Origin of the sequence: Rhodanobacter sp. FW102-FHT14D06 (assembly GCF_043950705.1) — a bacterium.
Lineage (GTDB): Bacteria > Pseudomonadota > Gammaproteobacteria > Xanthomonadales > Rhodanobacteraceae > Rhodanobacter.
Genome location: NZ_CP170722.1, coordinates 670822 through 683433, shown reverse-complemented (window position 1 = coordinate 683433; position 12612 = coordinate 670822). Strand labels below are relative to the sequence as shown.

The following is a 12612-nucleotide window of genomic DNA, read 5'->3' as shown; positions in this document are numbered from 1 at the left end:
GTGCCGGCCACCCGCGCTGCTGGCCATCGACGGGCGCCGCTTACGGGGCCGTCGTGGCGACCGCACCGGCGCCGGTGGCATCGACGGTGAGCGAGACGCGGCGGTTGTCGCGGCCCTGGTCGTGCGTGGCGCCCTTGGCGACCTGGCGGTTGCTGTCTTCACCGTAGCTGACCGCACGTACCTGATCGGCGGACAGGCCGCTGCTGATCAGGAAATCGCGCACCGCATCGGCGCGCTGCATGCCGAGCTTCTTGTTGTAGGCACGCGAACCGGCCGGGTCGGCAAAGCCTTCCACCGTGATCAGCACGCCGGGGTGGTACTTGCCGATGGTCGCGGCAAAGTCCTGCAGCGCAGGCTTGTCCTGCTCGCTCAGGGTGGCGCTGTTGAACGCGAAGTGCGCCACCGTGTCGATGCTGACGCGGCCCTGCATCGCGGTGATCTGGCTGTCGTACTTGGCAAACTGCGATTGCATCTGCTGCTTGATGGCATCGATCTGCTGCTGCTGGTCGGTCTGCTTCTGCTGCAGCTGCTGGATGGCCGTGTTGAAATCGGATTGCTTGACGTACTGCGAGCAGCCGGCCAGGCCGATGGTGAGCAATCCCGCCGTCAATGCGGCCACGCGAGTGATCCTCGTGTTCATCCGGGTCTCCTGGTTTGTACGGGGTGGGGGTGCACGCAGGCGCTGATGACAGCGGCGCGCCTGCAGGACGAACGAAACGGTGCCGCCATCGCTGTCCTCCCGGAACCTAACCCATCGAGGCGGCAAGGACGCGTAAAAGCGGCACATTCCGCGTCGCGCCGTTCAGGTCGGGTTGCGTTGCGCGGCTCGCGTCGACGTCGTGACGCGAACGGCTCGCGCGCATCAGTCGCGTGCGGTGACGGTGCGCACCGCGCGCGAGAAATCGGCGCCGGCCGGTGCCGCACGGGCGCGTTCGCTGATGCGTGCGCGCTCGCGCAGTGTTCCGATCGGCACGCGACGATCGAGGGCGCCGATGCCTTGCAGATACTCCGGCAGATAGCCGGTCAGCAGCAGGCGCATGTCCCATGGCAGGCCCGGATCGATCTGCCGCGCCATGCGATGGACGAGGGTGGTGCAGTTGGAGGTGAAGGTGTTGTAGAACGCCGGCCGCGCGGCCAGCCGGTTGGCCGCATGCACGTAGGAGAGCAGCAGCGCGCGCAGCGTGGCCGGTTCGATCTGCAGCGGATACAGATAGACGTCCTCGTCGCGCACGTTGGTGCGCACGCGAATGATGTCGTCTTCCTCGGCGCCGACCAGGATCGTCTCGAACTGCTTGAAGAAGCCGCCCACCGAGGAATACTCCTGGTCGCGGCTCTTGCGCACCTCCACCGAGAACACCAGGTGGCGGCCGTCGTCGAAACCGAACGAGATCATGGCGTGGGCGATCGCCCGGCTGCCCCAGTGCGACAGCACCGCATCGGCGCTGGCCAGTTGCGCCAGGTCGTACTCGTGGCGCTCCCAGCGGATGTCGTAATCGTTGTCGCTGCGCCAGGCGAAGTGGCGCACGTTGTCGAGCACCACGCGATCGCCGTGCACGCTGCCGGTCAGCGTGCGGGCAACGTCGTCGCGCCAGTCGCGCGCGCCGGAGGGCCTGATCGCGACCCACCACAGCAGGACCATCGCGTACAGCGCGGCATGGACGACCAGCGGCAGCCAGCTGCGCCCGCCGATCGCGCAGGCGTACAGCACGCCGGTCGCGATCACCCAGAGCGCACTGCCCAGCGCGCGCCCGGCGCGGCCGCCGGGCAGCCGATACCACAGCGCCAGCGCGGCCCACGCGCCGGAACAGAACACGATCGGCGTCATCACCATCACGATGGCCACGCGACCGATCATGCCGAGCTTGTCCATCATCCCGCCGATGCTGCCGCGATCCATTCCTCCAGCGTGCCGATTCCCCGGCCGGAAAACAACGCGCGGCCCGAAACCGATGCCGGGCGGGCGGTGAGTTGGCAAGCCTGTTGCATTACCTCGGGCATGAACGACATCGCCTATGACATCTCCCATCTGCTCGACGTCGAACGCCAACAGGCCGATGTGCCGGCGCCGCGGATCGTTCGGGCCGTTCCCACCGTTCCCGCACGGGCCGCCCGCTCCGGCGTGGCCGAGGCGCAGGAGGCGCTGGCCCGCGAGCTGATCCAGTGCGCGCCGATCCACGACGCCATGGTCCAGCAGTACCTGCGCCTGAGCGGCGAGACCTTCCGTGAAAGCTGCGCCAGTTGAACACCTGCCCGGCCGCCATTGCCACTTTTGAGCAAAAGTTGACCCGCCGGGACATGTGACGTGCCGCACATGGCCGGACTTCGGTCCATGACTGCCCCGAATACGAAAGAGCCCGGCATCGCCGGGCTCTTTCGTGCGGGGGTGCCTGCGGCTCAGCCGATCGCCGGCACGCTGGCCACGCCGGCCTCGATTGCCGCCTGGTGGGCGAGCGTGCGGGGCAGCAGACGGCTGAAGTAGAACGCCGCGGTGTCGCGCTTGGCCTGCTTGAACGCGGCCGACTGCGTACCATTCCCTGCCGCCAGCACGCTGCGCGCCCACAGGTAGGCCAGGGTCACGTAGCCGGAGTAGTACAGGTAATCGGTGGCCGCCGCGCCCAGTTCCTCGGGGTTACCCTGGATGCGCTGGGCCAGTGCCACGGTGAGATCGCTCCAGTTTCGCGTGGCCACGGCGAGCGGGCCGATGAACGCCTTCAGCGATTCGGTGTCGGCATGCTGCTGGCAGAACGCGCTGATCTCCTCCAGGAAATGCTTGAAGCCCACGCCTTGCAGCTGGAGGATCTTGCGGCCGAGCAGGTCGGCGGCCTGGATGCCGGTGGTGCCCTCGTACAAGGTGATGATGCGGGCGTCGCGCACGAACTGTTCCATGCCGTTCTCGGCGATGTAGCCGTGGCCGCCGTAGATCTGCAGCGCCTCCTTGGTGCACTCCTGCGCCAGCTCGGTGACCATGCCCTTGGCGATCGGGATCAGGAAGGCGACCAGTTCGCCGGCCTTCTGGCGCGCCGCCTCGTCCGTGGCGCGATGCTCGATGTCCGTCTGCAGCGCGGTGTACAGCACCAGCGCACGCGAGCCTTCGACAAAGGCGCGCTGGGTCAGCAGCATGCGCCGCACGTCCGGTTGCACCAGCAGGTTGTCGGCCGGCTTGTCGGGGAATTTCGCCCCGGACAGCGAGCGCGACTGCAGCCGTTCGCGCGCGTAGTTGAGGCTGTTCTGCAACGCGCGCTCGGCCAGGGCCAGTCCCTGCACGCCGACCGACAGCCGCGCCGCATTCATCATGGTGAACATCGCCATCAGGCCCTTGTGCGGCTTGCCGATCAGGTAGCCCTCGGCGCCGTCGAAGTTCATCACGCAGGTGGAGCAGGCGTGGATGCCCATCTTGTGCTCGATCGCTCCGGCCGCGACGCTGTTGCGTTCGCCCGGCTTGCCGTCCGCGTCGAGCTTGAACTTGGGCACGATGAACATCGAGATGCCGCGGCTACCTTCCGGTGCATCAGGCAGGCGCGCCAGCACGAGGTGCACGATGTTCTCGGTGAGGTCGTGCTCGCCGGCGCTGATGAAGATCTTGGTGCCGCTGAGCTTCCAGGTCGGCCGGCCGTTGGCGTCGGCCTCGCCCGGTACCGCGCGCGTCTTCAGCAGGCCCAGGTCGGAGCCCGCCTGCGGTTCGGTCAGGCACATCGTGCCGGTCCAGCGGCCGGCCACGATCGGCTTCATGTACAGCTCGCGCTGCCATTCCTCGCCGTGTTGTTGCAGCGCATGCGTGGCGCCTTCGGACAACAGCGGGTACAGGCTCCAGGCGAGGTTGCCGGACTGGAAAATCTCCGTGGTAGCGGTGCCGAGCACGCCGGGCAGGGCCTGTCCGCCGTATTGCTCGGGGTTGGTCAAGCCGGTCCAGCCACCTTCGGCGAACTGCCGGAACGCCTCCTTGAACGAGGCCGGCGTGGTGACCTTGCCGGTGGCCTTGTCGAACTGGCAGCCCTCGGCGTCCGCCGGTGCATTGGTCGGCGCGAGCAACTGCTCGCTCAGGCGACCGGCTTCTTCCAGCACGGCGTCGAGCAGGTCGCGGCCATGCGCCTCGCCGCCCTGCAGCGAGGTGAGTACCGGCTCGGCGTCCAGCACATCGAACAGGGCGAAGCGCAGGTCGTCGAGGGGGGCCTTGTAAGCGGTCATGGGAACTCCTGATGCAGGCGGTTTAACGGAAGGTGTGTGCGATGCCCGGCACGGCCGAAATCCAGTCCTTGCCGCTGAAGTCGAAGGCGCGCGCCTTGCTCTCCTGCTCGGGCTTGGCGGTCGCGGTGCCGCTGATCGAATAGGCCAGTGACGCGGCGCTGCCCTTGTCGGCGATGGCCTCCAGTGCGCGGCTCATCGCGGCGGTGGGCCATACCTTGAGCTGCACCACGTCGCCGGCAAGTTGCGGGATGGCCAGCTCGAACGTGTCGTGCAGGCGCACCGGCGCCAGCGCGGCGACCTGCAACTGGCCGTCCAGCGACTGGAAGTCCATCCCGGCGTAGCTGTTGTTCTGGATGCGCACGCTCAGCTGCCACTGCCCGTTGGACAGCACCTGCAACTGCTGGATGCTCACCGTGGGCGGGAACACGCTTTTCTTCGCCGGGCCGCAGGCGGCCAGGCCAAACGCCAGCACGGCGAGCAGGAACGGGGCAACCACCCAGCGCAACGGACGCATCGCAGTTCTCCAAACGATCGTTTGAATCCTGACTCTAACCGCGATCGGGGTGTCCGCGCCAGTCGACCGGGCAGGCCGTCGTCGCGGCCCGCGCCGGGGATCGCGGTGGCGCCGGGTTTCGCGATGGCGCGCGAACAGGCATCATCGTCGGCTTGCCTTCCAGCCCGGATACTGCAGCATGTCACGACGTTTCGTTGCCCGCCGCTCGCCGATCCACGGCAACGGCGTATTCGCCACCGCGCCGATCGCCCGCGGCGAGGAGATCATCGAATACAAGGGCAAGCTGCTCACGCCGGACGAAGCCGATGCGCTGTACGGGGACGGTGGTGAAACCGGGCATACCTTCTTGTTCACGCTCAACGAGAAGTACGTGATCGACGCCAACCAGCGCGGCAACACCGCGCGCTGGATCAACCACAGCTGCGCGCCGAACTGCCGCGCCGTGGTCGAGGAAAGCGCCAGCGGCGACCCGCGCCGGGACAAGGTGAAGATCGAGGCGATCCGCCACATCAAGCCCGGCGATGAGCTCACCTACGACTACGGCATCGTGCTTGACGTGCCGCACACCGCGCGGCTGAAGAAGCTGTGGCAGTGCCTGTGCGGCGCGCCGAAATGCACCGGCACGTTGCTCAAGCCCAAGCGGTAGCCGCGTTCCGGACAACGCTTTTATACTCGCCGCAGTTGCCGGCCGGGGGGAGCGGCAACATGGACAGTGACGGGGGAATGCGATGGAAGCCAATCCTTATGCCGCGCCCGAGGCAACGGTCGACGATGTGCGCGCGTGGGATGCGCAGGGCCTGGAGGAACGCAAGGCCAGCCGCGGCAAGCGCCTGGCGGCGGCGCTGCTCGACGGGGTGATCAACCTGGTCTGGGCCCTCCCGGTGTTGTGGGGCGCCATGATGGCAGTCGGCGTCGGCAAGGGGATCAAGCCGGCCGCGCCGATGATCGGCGTGCTGCTGCTGGGTTTCGCCCTGCTGGTGGCGATCTTCGTGGTCAACTGCGTCATGCTGCATCGGAGTGGCCAGACCATCGGCAAGCGCATGCTGGACATCGCCATCGTGCGTACCGATGGCAGCCGCATGGGCCTGTTGCGTTACCTCTTCATCCGCGTGCTGCCGGTGGCGCTGCTCGGCGTGATTCCCTACATCGGCCGGCTGGCGACGCTGATCGATCCGCTGCTGATCTTCGGCAACGAGCGCCGCTGCCTGCACGACCTGATCGCCGATACCATCGTCGTCGACGCCTGATGATCGGCACTCGATGATCGATACCGTCCGCGAGATCGAGACCGCCGAAGGCATCTCGCTGCGCCTGCGCGCCGCCGGAGCGTTGCCGCGGGCGCAGGCGTGGGTGCTCGACCTGCTGTTGCGCGGTGTCTTCTTCTTGGTGGCGATGATCCCGCTGTCGATCTTCGGCGTGGCCGGCAACGGCCTGGCGATGCTGCTGCTGTTCGCGCTGATGTGGGCGTATGGGGTGGTCTGCGAGGTCTGGATGGACGGCCAGACGCCGGGCAAGCGCGCGCTCGGCCTGCGCGTGGTGCATGCCGACGGCACGCCGGTGACCTGGCTGCCGTCGGTGGTGCGCAACCTGCTGCGCGTGGTGGACATCCTGCCCGGCGTCTATGGCGTGGGCCTGGTCAGCACCCTGGTCGATCCGCACGCGCGCCGGCTCGGCGACATCGTGGCCGGCACCATGGTGGTGCATGCGCGCGAACTGCCGCCTGGCCAGCAGGTACCGGCGGTGTCCGCGCTGCCGCTGCCGCTGGCCTTGTCCGCCGACGAACAGGCCGCGCTGGTCGACTATGCCGAGCGCGCCGGCCAGCTCACCGTGCAGCGCCAGGAGGAACTGGCCAACCTGCTGACCCCGCTGACCGGCCTGCGCGACACCGCGGCAATCCGGCAACTGGTGGCGCACGTGAACTGGCTGCTGGGGCGCGCATGAAACAGGAACGCTTCGTGGCCTTGCACGGCAAGACCTGGGATCGCCTGCAATCCTGGTTGCATGCGCTGGACCGCCAGCCGCGACGCACGCTGCGGCAGGAGCAGGCGCTGGATTTCCCCGCCGAATACCGGCGCGTCTGCCACCACCTGGCGCTGGCCCGCGGCCGCGGCTACAGCCACGAGGTGACCGACCGGCTGCAGCAACTCGTGCAGCATGGCCACCGCGTGCTGTACCGGCCGCCGCCGCCGCGCTGGCATCGGGTGGCGATGTTTCTGCTGGCCGGTTTCCCGCGGCTGGTGCGCGCGCAGTGGCGCTGCATGGCGCTGGCGGCGGTGCTGTTCTACGTGCCGGCGCTGTGCCTGCTGGTGCTGCTGCAACTGCGCCCGGAGCTGGCGCACACGCTGTTCAGCAGCGCCCAGCTGGCGCAGTTCGAGAAGATGTACGACCCGGCCAATCCGCACATCGGCCGCAGCAGCGGCACCGATCTGCAGATGTTCGGCTTCTACGTGATGAACAACGTCGGCATCGCGTTTCGCACGTTCGCCTCGGGGCTGGTGTTCGGCGTCGGCGCGGTCTACGTGCTGGGCGCCAACGGCGTGCTGATCGGCGGCATCGCCGGCCATCTCACCGCGATCGGCTACGGCGGCCCGTTCTGGCGCTTTGTGGCGGGGCATTCGCCGTTCGAGCTCACCGCGCTGGTGATCGCCGGTGGCGCCGGCCTGCATCTGGGCCTGACCTTGCTGGCGCCGGGCCGGCAGCGCCGCGGACCGGCGCTGGTCGCGGCCGGCTGGGTCGGCGCGCAACTGGCGCTGGGCGCATTCGCGATGCTGCTGGTGGCGGCGTTCATCGAGGCGTACTGGTCCTCCATCGCCAGCCTGCCCGATCCGCTGCGCTTCGGCGTGGCCGGCGTGCTGTGGGTGCTGGTGCTGGCTTGGCTGTGGCGCGGCGGCAGGGCGGTGCGACATGGAGCTTGAACGCATCGGCGTGGTGTTGCGGCCCAGGGTGACGCGCGAGGCGCTGGATCTCGGCGCGGCGATGTTGCGCGCGCATGCGCGGCCGGTCTGGTCGGCGTGGTTCGCCTTCACCCTGCCGCTGTTCGTATTGTGCAACGGGCTCGGTGTCGCGCTCGGCTGGCCGTGGCTGGGCTGGGGGCTGATGTGGTGGCTGAAGCCGCTGTTCGATCGGCTGCCGCTGTACGTGTTGTCGCGGGCGGTGTTCGATCAGGCGCCGGGCTGGCGCCAGACCCTGCGCGGCCAGGCGCGCTGGCCGTGGCGACGGACGCTGGCGGCGCTGACCTGGTTGCGCATCGACAGCAACCGCGCGCTGCGCCTGCCGCTCGATCTGCTCGAAGGCAGCACGCGGGCGCAGCGTTCGGCACGCTGGAAAGTGCTGCGTCGGCGCCTGGTGGGGGAAACCAGCCTGCTCACCTATTTCTGCCTGCTGTTCGAGCTGGTGCTGTTCCTCAGCGTGTGGTTGTTTGCGCTGCTGCTGATCCCGCACGAATGGCGGCCGCAATCGCTGATCGAGCTGGTGCGCGGCGACACGCAGGTGATCCCCACTGCGTGGGTGCTGGCCGGCGCCGGCGTGGCCTATCTGGCGATGAGCGTGATCGAACCGCTCTACGTCGCCTGCGGCTTTGCGCTGTATCTCAACCGGCGCACGCAACTGGAGGCGTGGGACATCGACCTGGCCTTCCGGCGCCTGCGCGCGCGGCTGCAGGGCACCGCGCTGCTGGCGGTTGCGTTGCTGTGCTTCGGCGCATGGACACCTGGCGCGCGGGCGCAGGCGACGGCCGAGGTGCACACCGCGGCGGTCGACAAGCCGGCCAGCGTGTCGCTGGACGCGTTGTTCGGCGCGCGCGCGGAGGCACCCGAGCCGGGCTTGGCGCAAGCGGCCGCGCGGGCTTATCGCGACCCGCGCTTCGGCGGCGAACACACGGTGCGGCGCTGGCAGCTCAAGTACAAGCCGGAACCGGCCGCGACGTCGATCAATCCGCTGTTCCCCTGGCTCGGACACTTGCTGGGCGGGTTCTTCCAGCTGCTGTTGTGGCTGCTGCTGATCGGCGTGCTCGGCGGCCTGATCTGGCTGGGCTGGCGCTGGCGCGGGCGCTGGCTGGTGCGGGATGAGGAGGTCGCGCCGGCGCTGTCGCCGCCGATATCGTCGATCGTCGACGCGCCAGCCGCGTTGCCCGCCGACCTGGCCGGCGCGGCACGCGCGCTGTGGCAGGCACAGCGCCGGCGCGAGGCACTGGCGCTGCTCTATCGCGGCTGCGTCGAGCAGACCGCGCGCGAGCTGCGGCAGCCGCCCGCAGCGGATGCGACCGAGGCGCACTGGCTGCGCCAGGCGCGCGCCATCGACGATCCGCAGCGCAGCCGCCGCGTGATCGAGATCGTGCGCACCTGGCAGTTCGCTGCCTACGCCGGGCGCTATCCCGACGACGCCACCGTCGAGCAACTGCTCGCCGGCTGGCCGGCGCAGCCCGGGGCGTCGACATGAACCGCAAGACGCTGCTGATCGCCGCCCTGGTCGCGGCCGCGCTGGCGCTGCTGGTCGCCGGGTTCTTCGCCACCTCCGAGCGCAAGGACGTCACCGAGACGATCCCGCCGCACGGCGCGGCGCGCAGCAACCGCTTCCTCGCGCTGGAACTGATGCTGCATGAGCTGCAGCTGCCGGCGCAGTCGCTGACCACATTGAGTGCGGCGCGATTGCCGCTGCGCCGGGGCGACACGGTGCTGCTGGGCGAAAATGCCGGCCGCGTCGATGCCGCCGATGCGGCACGGCTGGTGGCGTGGGTGCGCGGCGGCGGCCACCTGCTGCTGTCGCCGGGAGCGGCCAGCGTGGCGCACACGCCGCTGTTCGATGCGCTCGGCGTGCTCGATTCGCGCGCCGCCTCGTTCAAGTGCGCGGCCCTGCACGGCGCGACGGCGAGCAAGCGCGACGACGTCGCCCTGTGCGGTTCGCGCTTCCGGCTGCAGCCCGGCGCGGTGGCGAAACTCGATGCCGCGATCGGCACGCCGCAGGACGGCTATCTCTACGCGCGCATGCCGCTGGGGCAGGGCACGGTCAGCGTGCTGGCCAATTTTGCCCCGCTGGCGCACACCGCGCTGAAGCAGGCCGCGGCGCAGGAGTTTGCCTGGAACCTGCTGCAGCCCAATCGCGGCCGCGGCACGATCTACCTGGTCTACGCGCTGGACGGTCCGCCCTTCCTCCAATTCCTGGCGATCAAGGGCTGGCCCGCGCTGCTCGCGCTGGCGTTGCTGCTGGCCGCGTGGATGGCGATGCGCAGCGCACGGCTCGGGCCATTGCTGCCGGCTCCGCCCGCACACCGCCGCGCCCTGCTTGAACACGTGCAGGCCGCCGGCGAGTTCATCTATCGCCGCGACAGCGGTCGCAGCCTGCACGCGCTGGCCTGCCAGGCCGTGCTGGCGCGCCTGCGTCGCCGCGATCCGGCCTGCGCGATGCTGCACGGCGAGGCGCTGTACGCGCGCCTGGCCGAGCGCAGCGCGCTGGACGCCGCGCGCGTCGCGCAGGCCTTCCAGTCACCGGCGAACGCGCAGGCGTTTCGCGTTTCCATCCTCACCCTGGCCCGACTCAGGAATCGTCCATGACCCTCGACACGCTCGCCGCGCCGGCCTTGCCGCCGCCTTCCACCGCCGAACTCGGCGACCACGTGCGCGCGTTGCGCGAGCAGGTCGGGCGCGCCTTCATCGGCCAGGCCGAGGTGTTCGATCAGGTGTTGCTGGCGCTGCTGGCGACCGGCCACGTGCTGATCGAGGGCGTGCCCGGGCTGGGCAAGACGCTGCTGGTGCGCGCGCTGGCCGCGTCGGTCGGCTGCACCTTCGGTCGCGTGCAGTTCACTCCCGACCTGATGCCGGCCGACGTCACCGGCCACGCGATCTACGACCCCAAGACCGAACGTTTCCAGATCCGCCGCGGCCCGGTATTCGCCAACCTGCTGCTGGCCGACGAGATCAACCGCGCGCCGGCCAAGACCCAGGCCGCGTTGCTCGAATCGATGCAGGAGGGGCAGGTGACCATCGAGGGTCGTCGCTTCGCGCTGCCGGCACCGTTCATGGTGGTGGCCACGCAGAACCCGATCGAGCAGGAGGGCACCTACCCGCTGCCCGAGGCGCAGCTGGACCGCTTCCTGATCAAGGTGGTGATCGGCTATCCGGGGCTGGAGGACGAGCGGCGCATGGTCGCGCGCGTGATCGACGGCAAGGTTGCCGCCGACCTCGACGTGTCGCAGGTGCAGCCGGTGCTGAGCCAGGCGCAGTTGCTGGCGGTGCAGCGGGCGGTGGCGTCGATCCGCATGGATGCCGCGGTCACCGACTACGCGGTGCGCATTGCGCGCACCACGCGCGAATGGCCGGGCGTGATCGGCGGCGCCGGTCCGCGCGGCGGCCTGGCGCTGGCGCGGCTGGCGCGCGCGCAGGCAGCGGTCGACGGCCGCGATTTCGTCACCCCGGACGACGTGCGCGCAGTGGCGTTGCCGGCCTTGCGCCATCGCCTGCTGCTGGCGCCGGAGGCGCTGCTCGAACGCCAGCGCCCCGACGACGTGCTCAAGGCGCTGCTGCACAAGGTGCCGGCACCGCGACAGTGATGAGGCCTGCGCCCGCGCTGCTGTGGCTGCTGCTCGGCTGGACCGTGCTCGGCGTGCTGGCCAGCCTCGGCTGGCTGCCGCTGGCGGCATGGCTGGCTGCCGGCGGTGCGCTTGCGCTACTGGCGCTCGTCGATGGTTGGCGCCTGCGCCGGATGCCGTCGCCCGAGGTGTCGCGCGAGCTGGCGCCGGTGCTGCCGCTGGGGCCGGAGGCGCGGATCGGCCTGCGCGTGCGCGGCACCACGCGGCGCGCGCAGAAGTTGCGCCTGCACGACCTGCATCCGGGCGGCTGGGCGGTGCGCGGCATGCCGCGCACGCTGCTGCTGCCGGCGGGCGGCGACGTGCGACTCGAGTATGCGGTCACGCCCGACGCACGCGGCCAGTTCGCCTTCGACGGCTGCCACGTGCAATTGCATTCGCCGTGGCGTTGCTGGTCGGTGCGCCGCGTGCTCGGCGCCGCGTCGACGGTGCGTGTGTATCCGAACTTCGCCGCGCTGGTCGAGCTGGCGGGCTTGAGCGTGGAACTTGCCTCGCGCAGCGTCGGCGCGCGGCTGCAACGGCGTCGCGGCGAAGGCACCGAGTTCCAGGAGCTGCGCGACTACCGCGTCGGCGACAGCCTGCGCAAGATCGACTGGAAGGCCACCGCGCGCAGCAGCCGGCTGATCTCGCGCGAGTACCGCGACGAGCGCAACCAGCAGGTGGTGCTGATGCTCGACTGCGGTCGCCGCCTGCTGGCGCAGGATGATCGCCGGGTGCATTTCGACCACGTGCTGAACGCCTCGCTGGCACTGGCCAGCATCGCGCTGCGCCAGGGCGATGCGGTCGGCCTGCTGGCCTGCACCGGCCAGCAGCAACGCTGGTTGCCGCCGCAACAGGGCAGCGGCGGCATGGACATGCTGCTCGGCGCCGGCTACGACCTGCACGCGATGCCGCTGGCCACCGACTACCTCGCCGCTGCCAGCGCCCTGCAGGCGCACCAGCAACGTCGCGCGCTGGTGGTGCTGATCACCAACGTGCGCGACGAGGACGACGCCGAACTGCGCGCCGCGGTGAGCATGCTGTCCCGGCGTCACCTGGTGATGCTGGTCAGCCTGCGCGAACTGGCCCTCGACCACGCCGCCGCCGACCCCGGCGACGAACTGGAAGGCAGCATCCGCAGCGCCGCCGCCATGCACTATCTGGCCGATCGCGAACGCACCCACGAAGCGCTGCGTCGCGAAGGCATCAACACGCTGGATGTGAGCTGCGGCGAACTGTCCGGTGCGCTGATCGAGCGCTACCTGGCGATCAAGCGGGGGAATCGGCTGTAGGGGAAATCCCGGCGCGTTGCGCTTGTCGCCGGGCAAACGTCGTTCAAAACCGATCAGGGGGA

General features: G+C 69.7%; 13 protein-coding genes. 9 read left to right on the top strand and 4 right to left on the bottom strand.

Going from position 1 to position 12612, the window contains the following annotated elements; all coding sequences use genetic code 11:
• Positions 1-40 precede the first annotated feature (40 nt).
• Positions 41-640: an OmpA family protein gene (locus tag ACFCQI_RS03420; protein ID WP_395119981.1), complete on the bottom strand. Its 600-nt coding sequence runs from the start codon at positions 638-640 to the stop codon at positions 41-43.
• Between the two features lie 222 nt (positions 641-862).
• Positions 863-1897 carry a DUF4105 domain-containing protein gene (locus ACFCQI_RS03415; protein ID WP_395119980.1) on the bottom strand — a complete coding sequence of 345 codons (1035 nt, stop codon included), beginning with the start codon at positions 1895-1897 and terminating at the stop codon, positions 863-865.
• A gap of 99 nt (positions 1898-1996) precedes the next feature.
• Between ACFCQI_RS03415 and ACFCQI_RS03410 the strand changes: the two genes are divergently transcribed.
• The gene (locus tag ACFCQI_RS03410) at positions 1997-2242 is read left to right on the top strand and encodes a hypothetical protein (protein ID WP_395119979.1); all 246 of its coding nucleotides are present in this window, start codon (positions 1997-1999) and stop codon (positions 2240-2242) included.
• A gap of 152 nt (positions 2243-2394) precedes the next feature.
• On the opposite strand, the gene ACFCQI_RS03405 is transcribed toward ACFCQI_RS03410, so the two are convergent.
• Together ACFCQI_RS03405 and ACFCQI_RS03400 are read right to left on the bottom strand one after the other, a co-directional pair.
• Positions 2395-4185 (bottom strand): acyl-CoA dehydrogenase C-terminal domain-containing protein, encoded by a 1791-nt coding sequence (locus ACFCQI_RS03405; RefSeq protein ID WP_395119978.1) that lies wholly within the window; start codon positions 4183-4185, stop codon positions 2395-2397.
• 22 nt (positions 4186-4207) lie between these two features.
• Entirely contained in the window at positions 4208-4699 is a 492-nt protein-coding gene (locus ACFCQI_RS03400; RefSeq protein WP_395119977.1) for a hypothetical protein, read from the bottom strand.
• Between the two features lie 178 nt (positions 4700-4877).
• Here ACFCQI_RS03400 and ACFCQI_RS03395 point away from each other — a divergent pair, with 178 nt between their 5' ends.
• The 8 genes from ACFCQI_RS03395 to ACFCQI_RS03360 all read left to right on the top strand — a co-directional run bounded on the left by ACFCQI_RS03395 (position 4878) and on the right by ACFCQI_RS03360 (position 12550).
• A complete protein-coding gene (locus tag ACFCQI_RS03395) occupies positions 4878-5345 on the top strand; it encodes an SET domain-containing protein (protein ID WP_395119976.1) in 468 nt (155 codons plus the stop codon).
• An 82-nt stretch (positions 5346-5427) separates the two neighbouring features.
• Complete coding sequence (locus tag ACFCQI_RS03390) at positions 5428-5946, top strand: RDD family protein (RefSeq protein WP_395119975.1); 519 nt, start codon at positions 5428-5430, stop codon at positions 5944-5946.
• Positions 5947-5959: 13 nt separating this feature from the next.
• On the top strand, positions 5960-6640 hold the full coding sequence (locus ACFCQI_RS03385) for an RDD family protein (protein WP_395119974.1): 681 nt from the start codon (positions 5960-5962) through the stop codon (positions 6638-6640).
• On the top strand, positions 6637-7614 hold the full coding sequence (locus ACFCQI_RS03380; RefSeq protein ID WP_395119973.1) for a stage II sporulation protein M: 978 nt from the start codon (positions 6637-6639) through the stop codon (positions 7612-7614). Before ACFCQI_RS03385 ends, ACFCQI_RS03380 begins: the two co-directional genes overlap by 4 nt.
• Positions 7604-9136 (top strand): DUF4129 domain-containing protein, encoded by a 1533-nt coding sequence (locus ACFCQI_RS03375; RefSeq protein WP_395119972.1) that lies wholly within the window; start codon positions 7604-7606, stop codon positions 9134-9136. The genes ACFCQI_RS03380 and ACFCQI_RS03375 overlap by 11 nt, the downstream gene beginning before the upstream one ends.
• On the top strand, positions 9133-10248 hold the full coding sequence (locus ACFCQI_RS03370; RefSeq protein WP_395119971.1) for a DUF4350 domain-containing protein: 1116 nt from the start codon (positions 9133-9135) through the stop codon (positions 10246-10248). The genes ACFCQI_RS03375 and ACFCQI_RS03370 overlap by 4 nt, the downstream gene beginning before the upstream one ends.
• Positions 10245-11243 (top strand): AAA family ATPase, encoded by a 999-nt coding sequence (locus ACFCQI_RS03365; protein ID WP_395119970.1) that lies wholly within the window; start codon positions 10245-10247, stop codon positions 11241-11243. Before ACFCQI_RS03370 ends, ACFCQI_RS03365 begins: the two co-directional genes overlap by 4 nt.
• Positions 11243-12550 carry a DUF58 domain-containing protein gene (locus ACFCQI_RS03360; RefSeq protein ID WP_395119969.1) on the top strand — a complete coding sequence of 436 codons (1308 nt, stop codon included), beginning with the start codon at positions 11243-11245 and terminating at the stop codon, positions 12548-12550. The genes ACFCQI_RS03365 and ACFCQI_RS03360 overlap by 1 nt, the downstream gene beginning before the upstream one ends.
• Positions 12551-12612 lie beyond the last annotated feature (62 nt).

Excerpts from the sequence above, each read along its gene's own strand:
- ACFCQI_RS03420 (WP_395119981.1), bottom strand. The coding sequence starts at position 640 with ATGAACACGAGGATCACTCGCGTGGCCGCATTGACGGCGGGATTGCTC.
- ACFCQI_RS03415 (WP_395119980.1), bottom strand. The coding sequence starts at position 1,897 with ATGGATCGCGGCAGCATCGGCGGGATGATGGACAAGCTCGGCATGATC.
- ACFCQI_RS03410 (WP_395119979.1), top strand. The coding sequence starts at position 1,997 with ATGAACGACATCGCCTATGACATCTCCCATCTGCTCGACGTCGAACGC.
- ACFCQI_RS03405 (WP_395119978.1), bottom strand. The coding sequence starts at position 4,185 with ATGACCGCTTACAAGGCCCCCCTCGACGACCTGCGCTTCGCCCTGTTC.
- ACFCQI_RS03400 (WP_395119977.1), bottom strand. The coding sequence starts at position 4,699 with ATGCGTCCGTTGCGCTGGGTGGTTGCCCCGTTCCTGCTCGCCGTGCTG.
- ACFCQI_RS03395 (WP_395119976.1), top strand. The coding sequence starts at position 4,878 with ATGTCACGACGTTTCGTTGCCCGCCGCTCGCCGATCCACGGCAACGGC.
- ACFCQI_RS03390 (WP_395119975.1), top strand. The coding sequence starts at position 5,428 with ATGGAAGCCAATCCTTATGCCGCGCCCGAGGCAACGGTCGACGATGTG.
- ACFCQI_RS03385 (WP_395119974.1), top strand. The coding sequence starts at position 5,960 with ATGATCGATACCGTCCGCGAGATCGAGACCGCCGAAGGCATCTCGCTG.
- ACFCQI_RS03380 (WP_395119973.1), top strand. The coding sequence starts at position 6,637 with ATGAAACAGGAACGCTTCGTGGCCTTGCACGGCAAGACCTGGGATCGC.
- ACFCQI_RS03375 (WP_395119972.1), top strand. The coding sequence starts at position 7,604 with ATGGAGCTTGAACGCATCGGCGTGGTGTTGCGGCCCAGGGTGACGCGC.
- ACFCQI_RS03370 (WP_395119971.1), top strand. The coding sequence starts at position 9,133 with ATGAACCGCAAGACGCTGCTGATCGCCGCCCTGGTCGCGGCCGCGCTG.
- ACFCQI_RS03365 (WP_395119970.1), top strand. The coding sequence starts at position 10,245 with ATGACCCTCGACACGCTCGCCGCGCCGGCCTTGCCGCCGCCTTCCACC.
- ACFCQI_RS03360 (WP_395119969.1), top strand. The coding sequence starts at position 11,243 with ATGAGGCCTGCGCCCGCGCTGCTGTGGCTGCTGCTCGGCTGGACCGTG.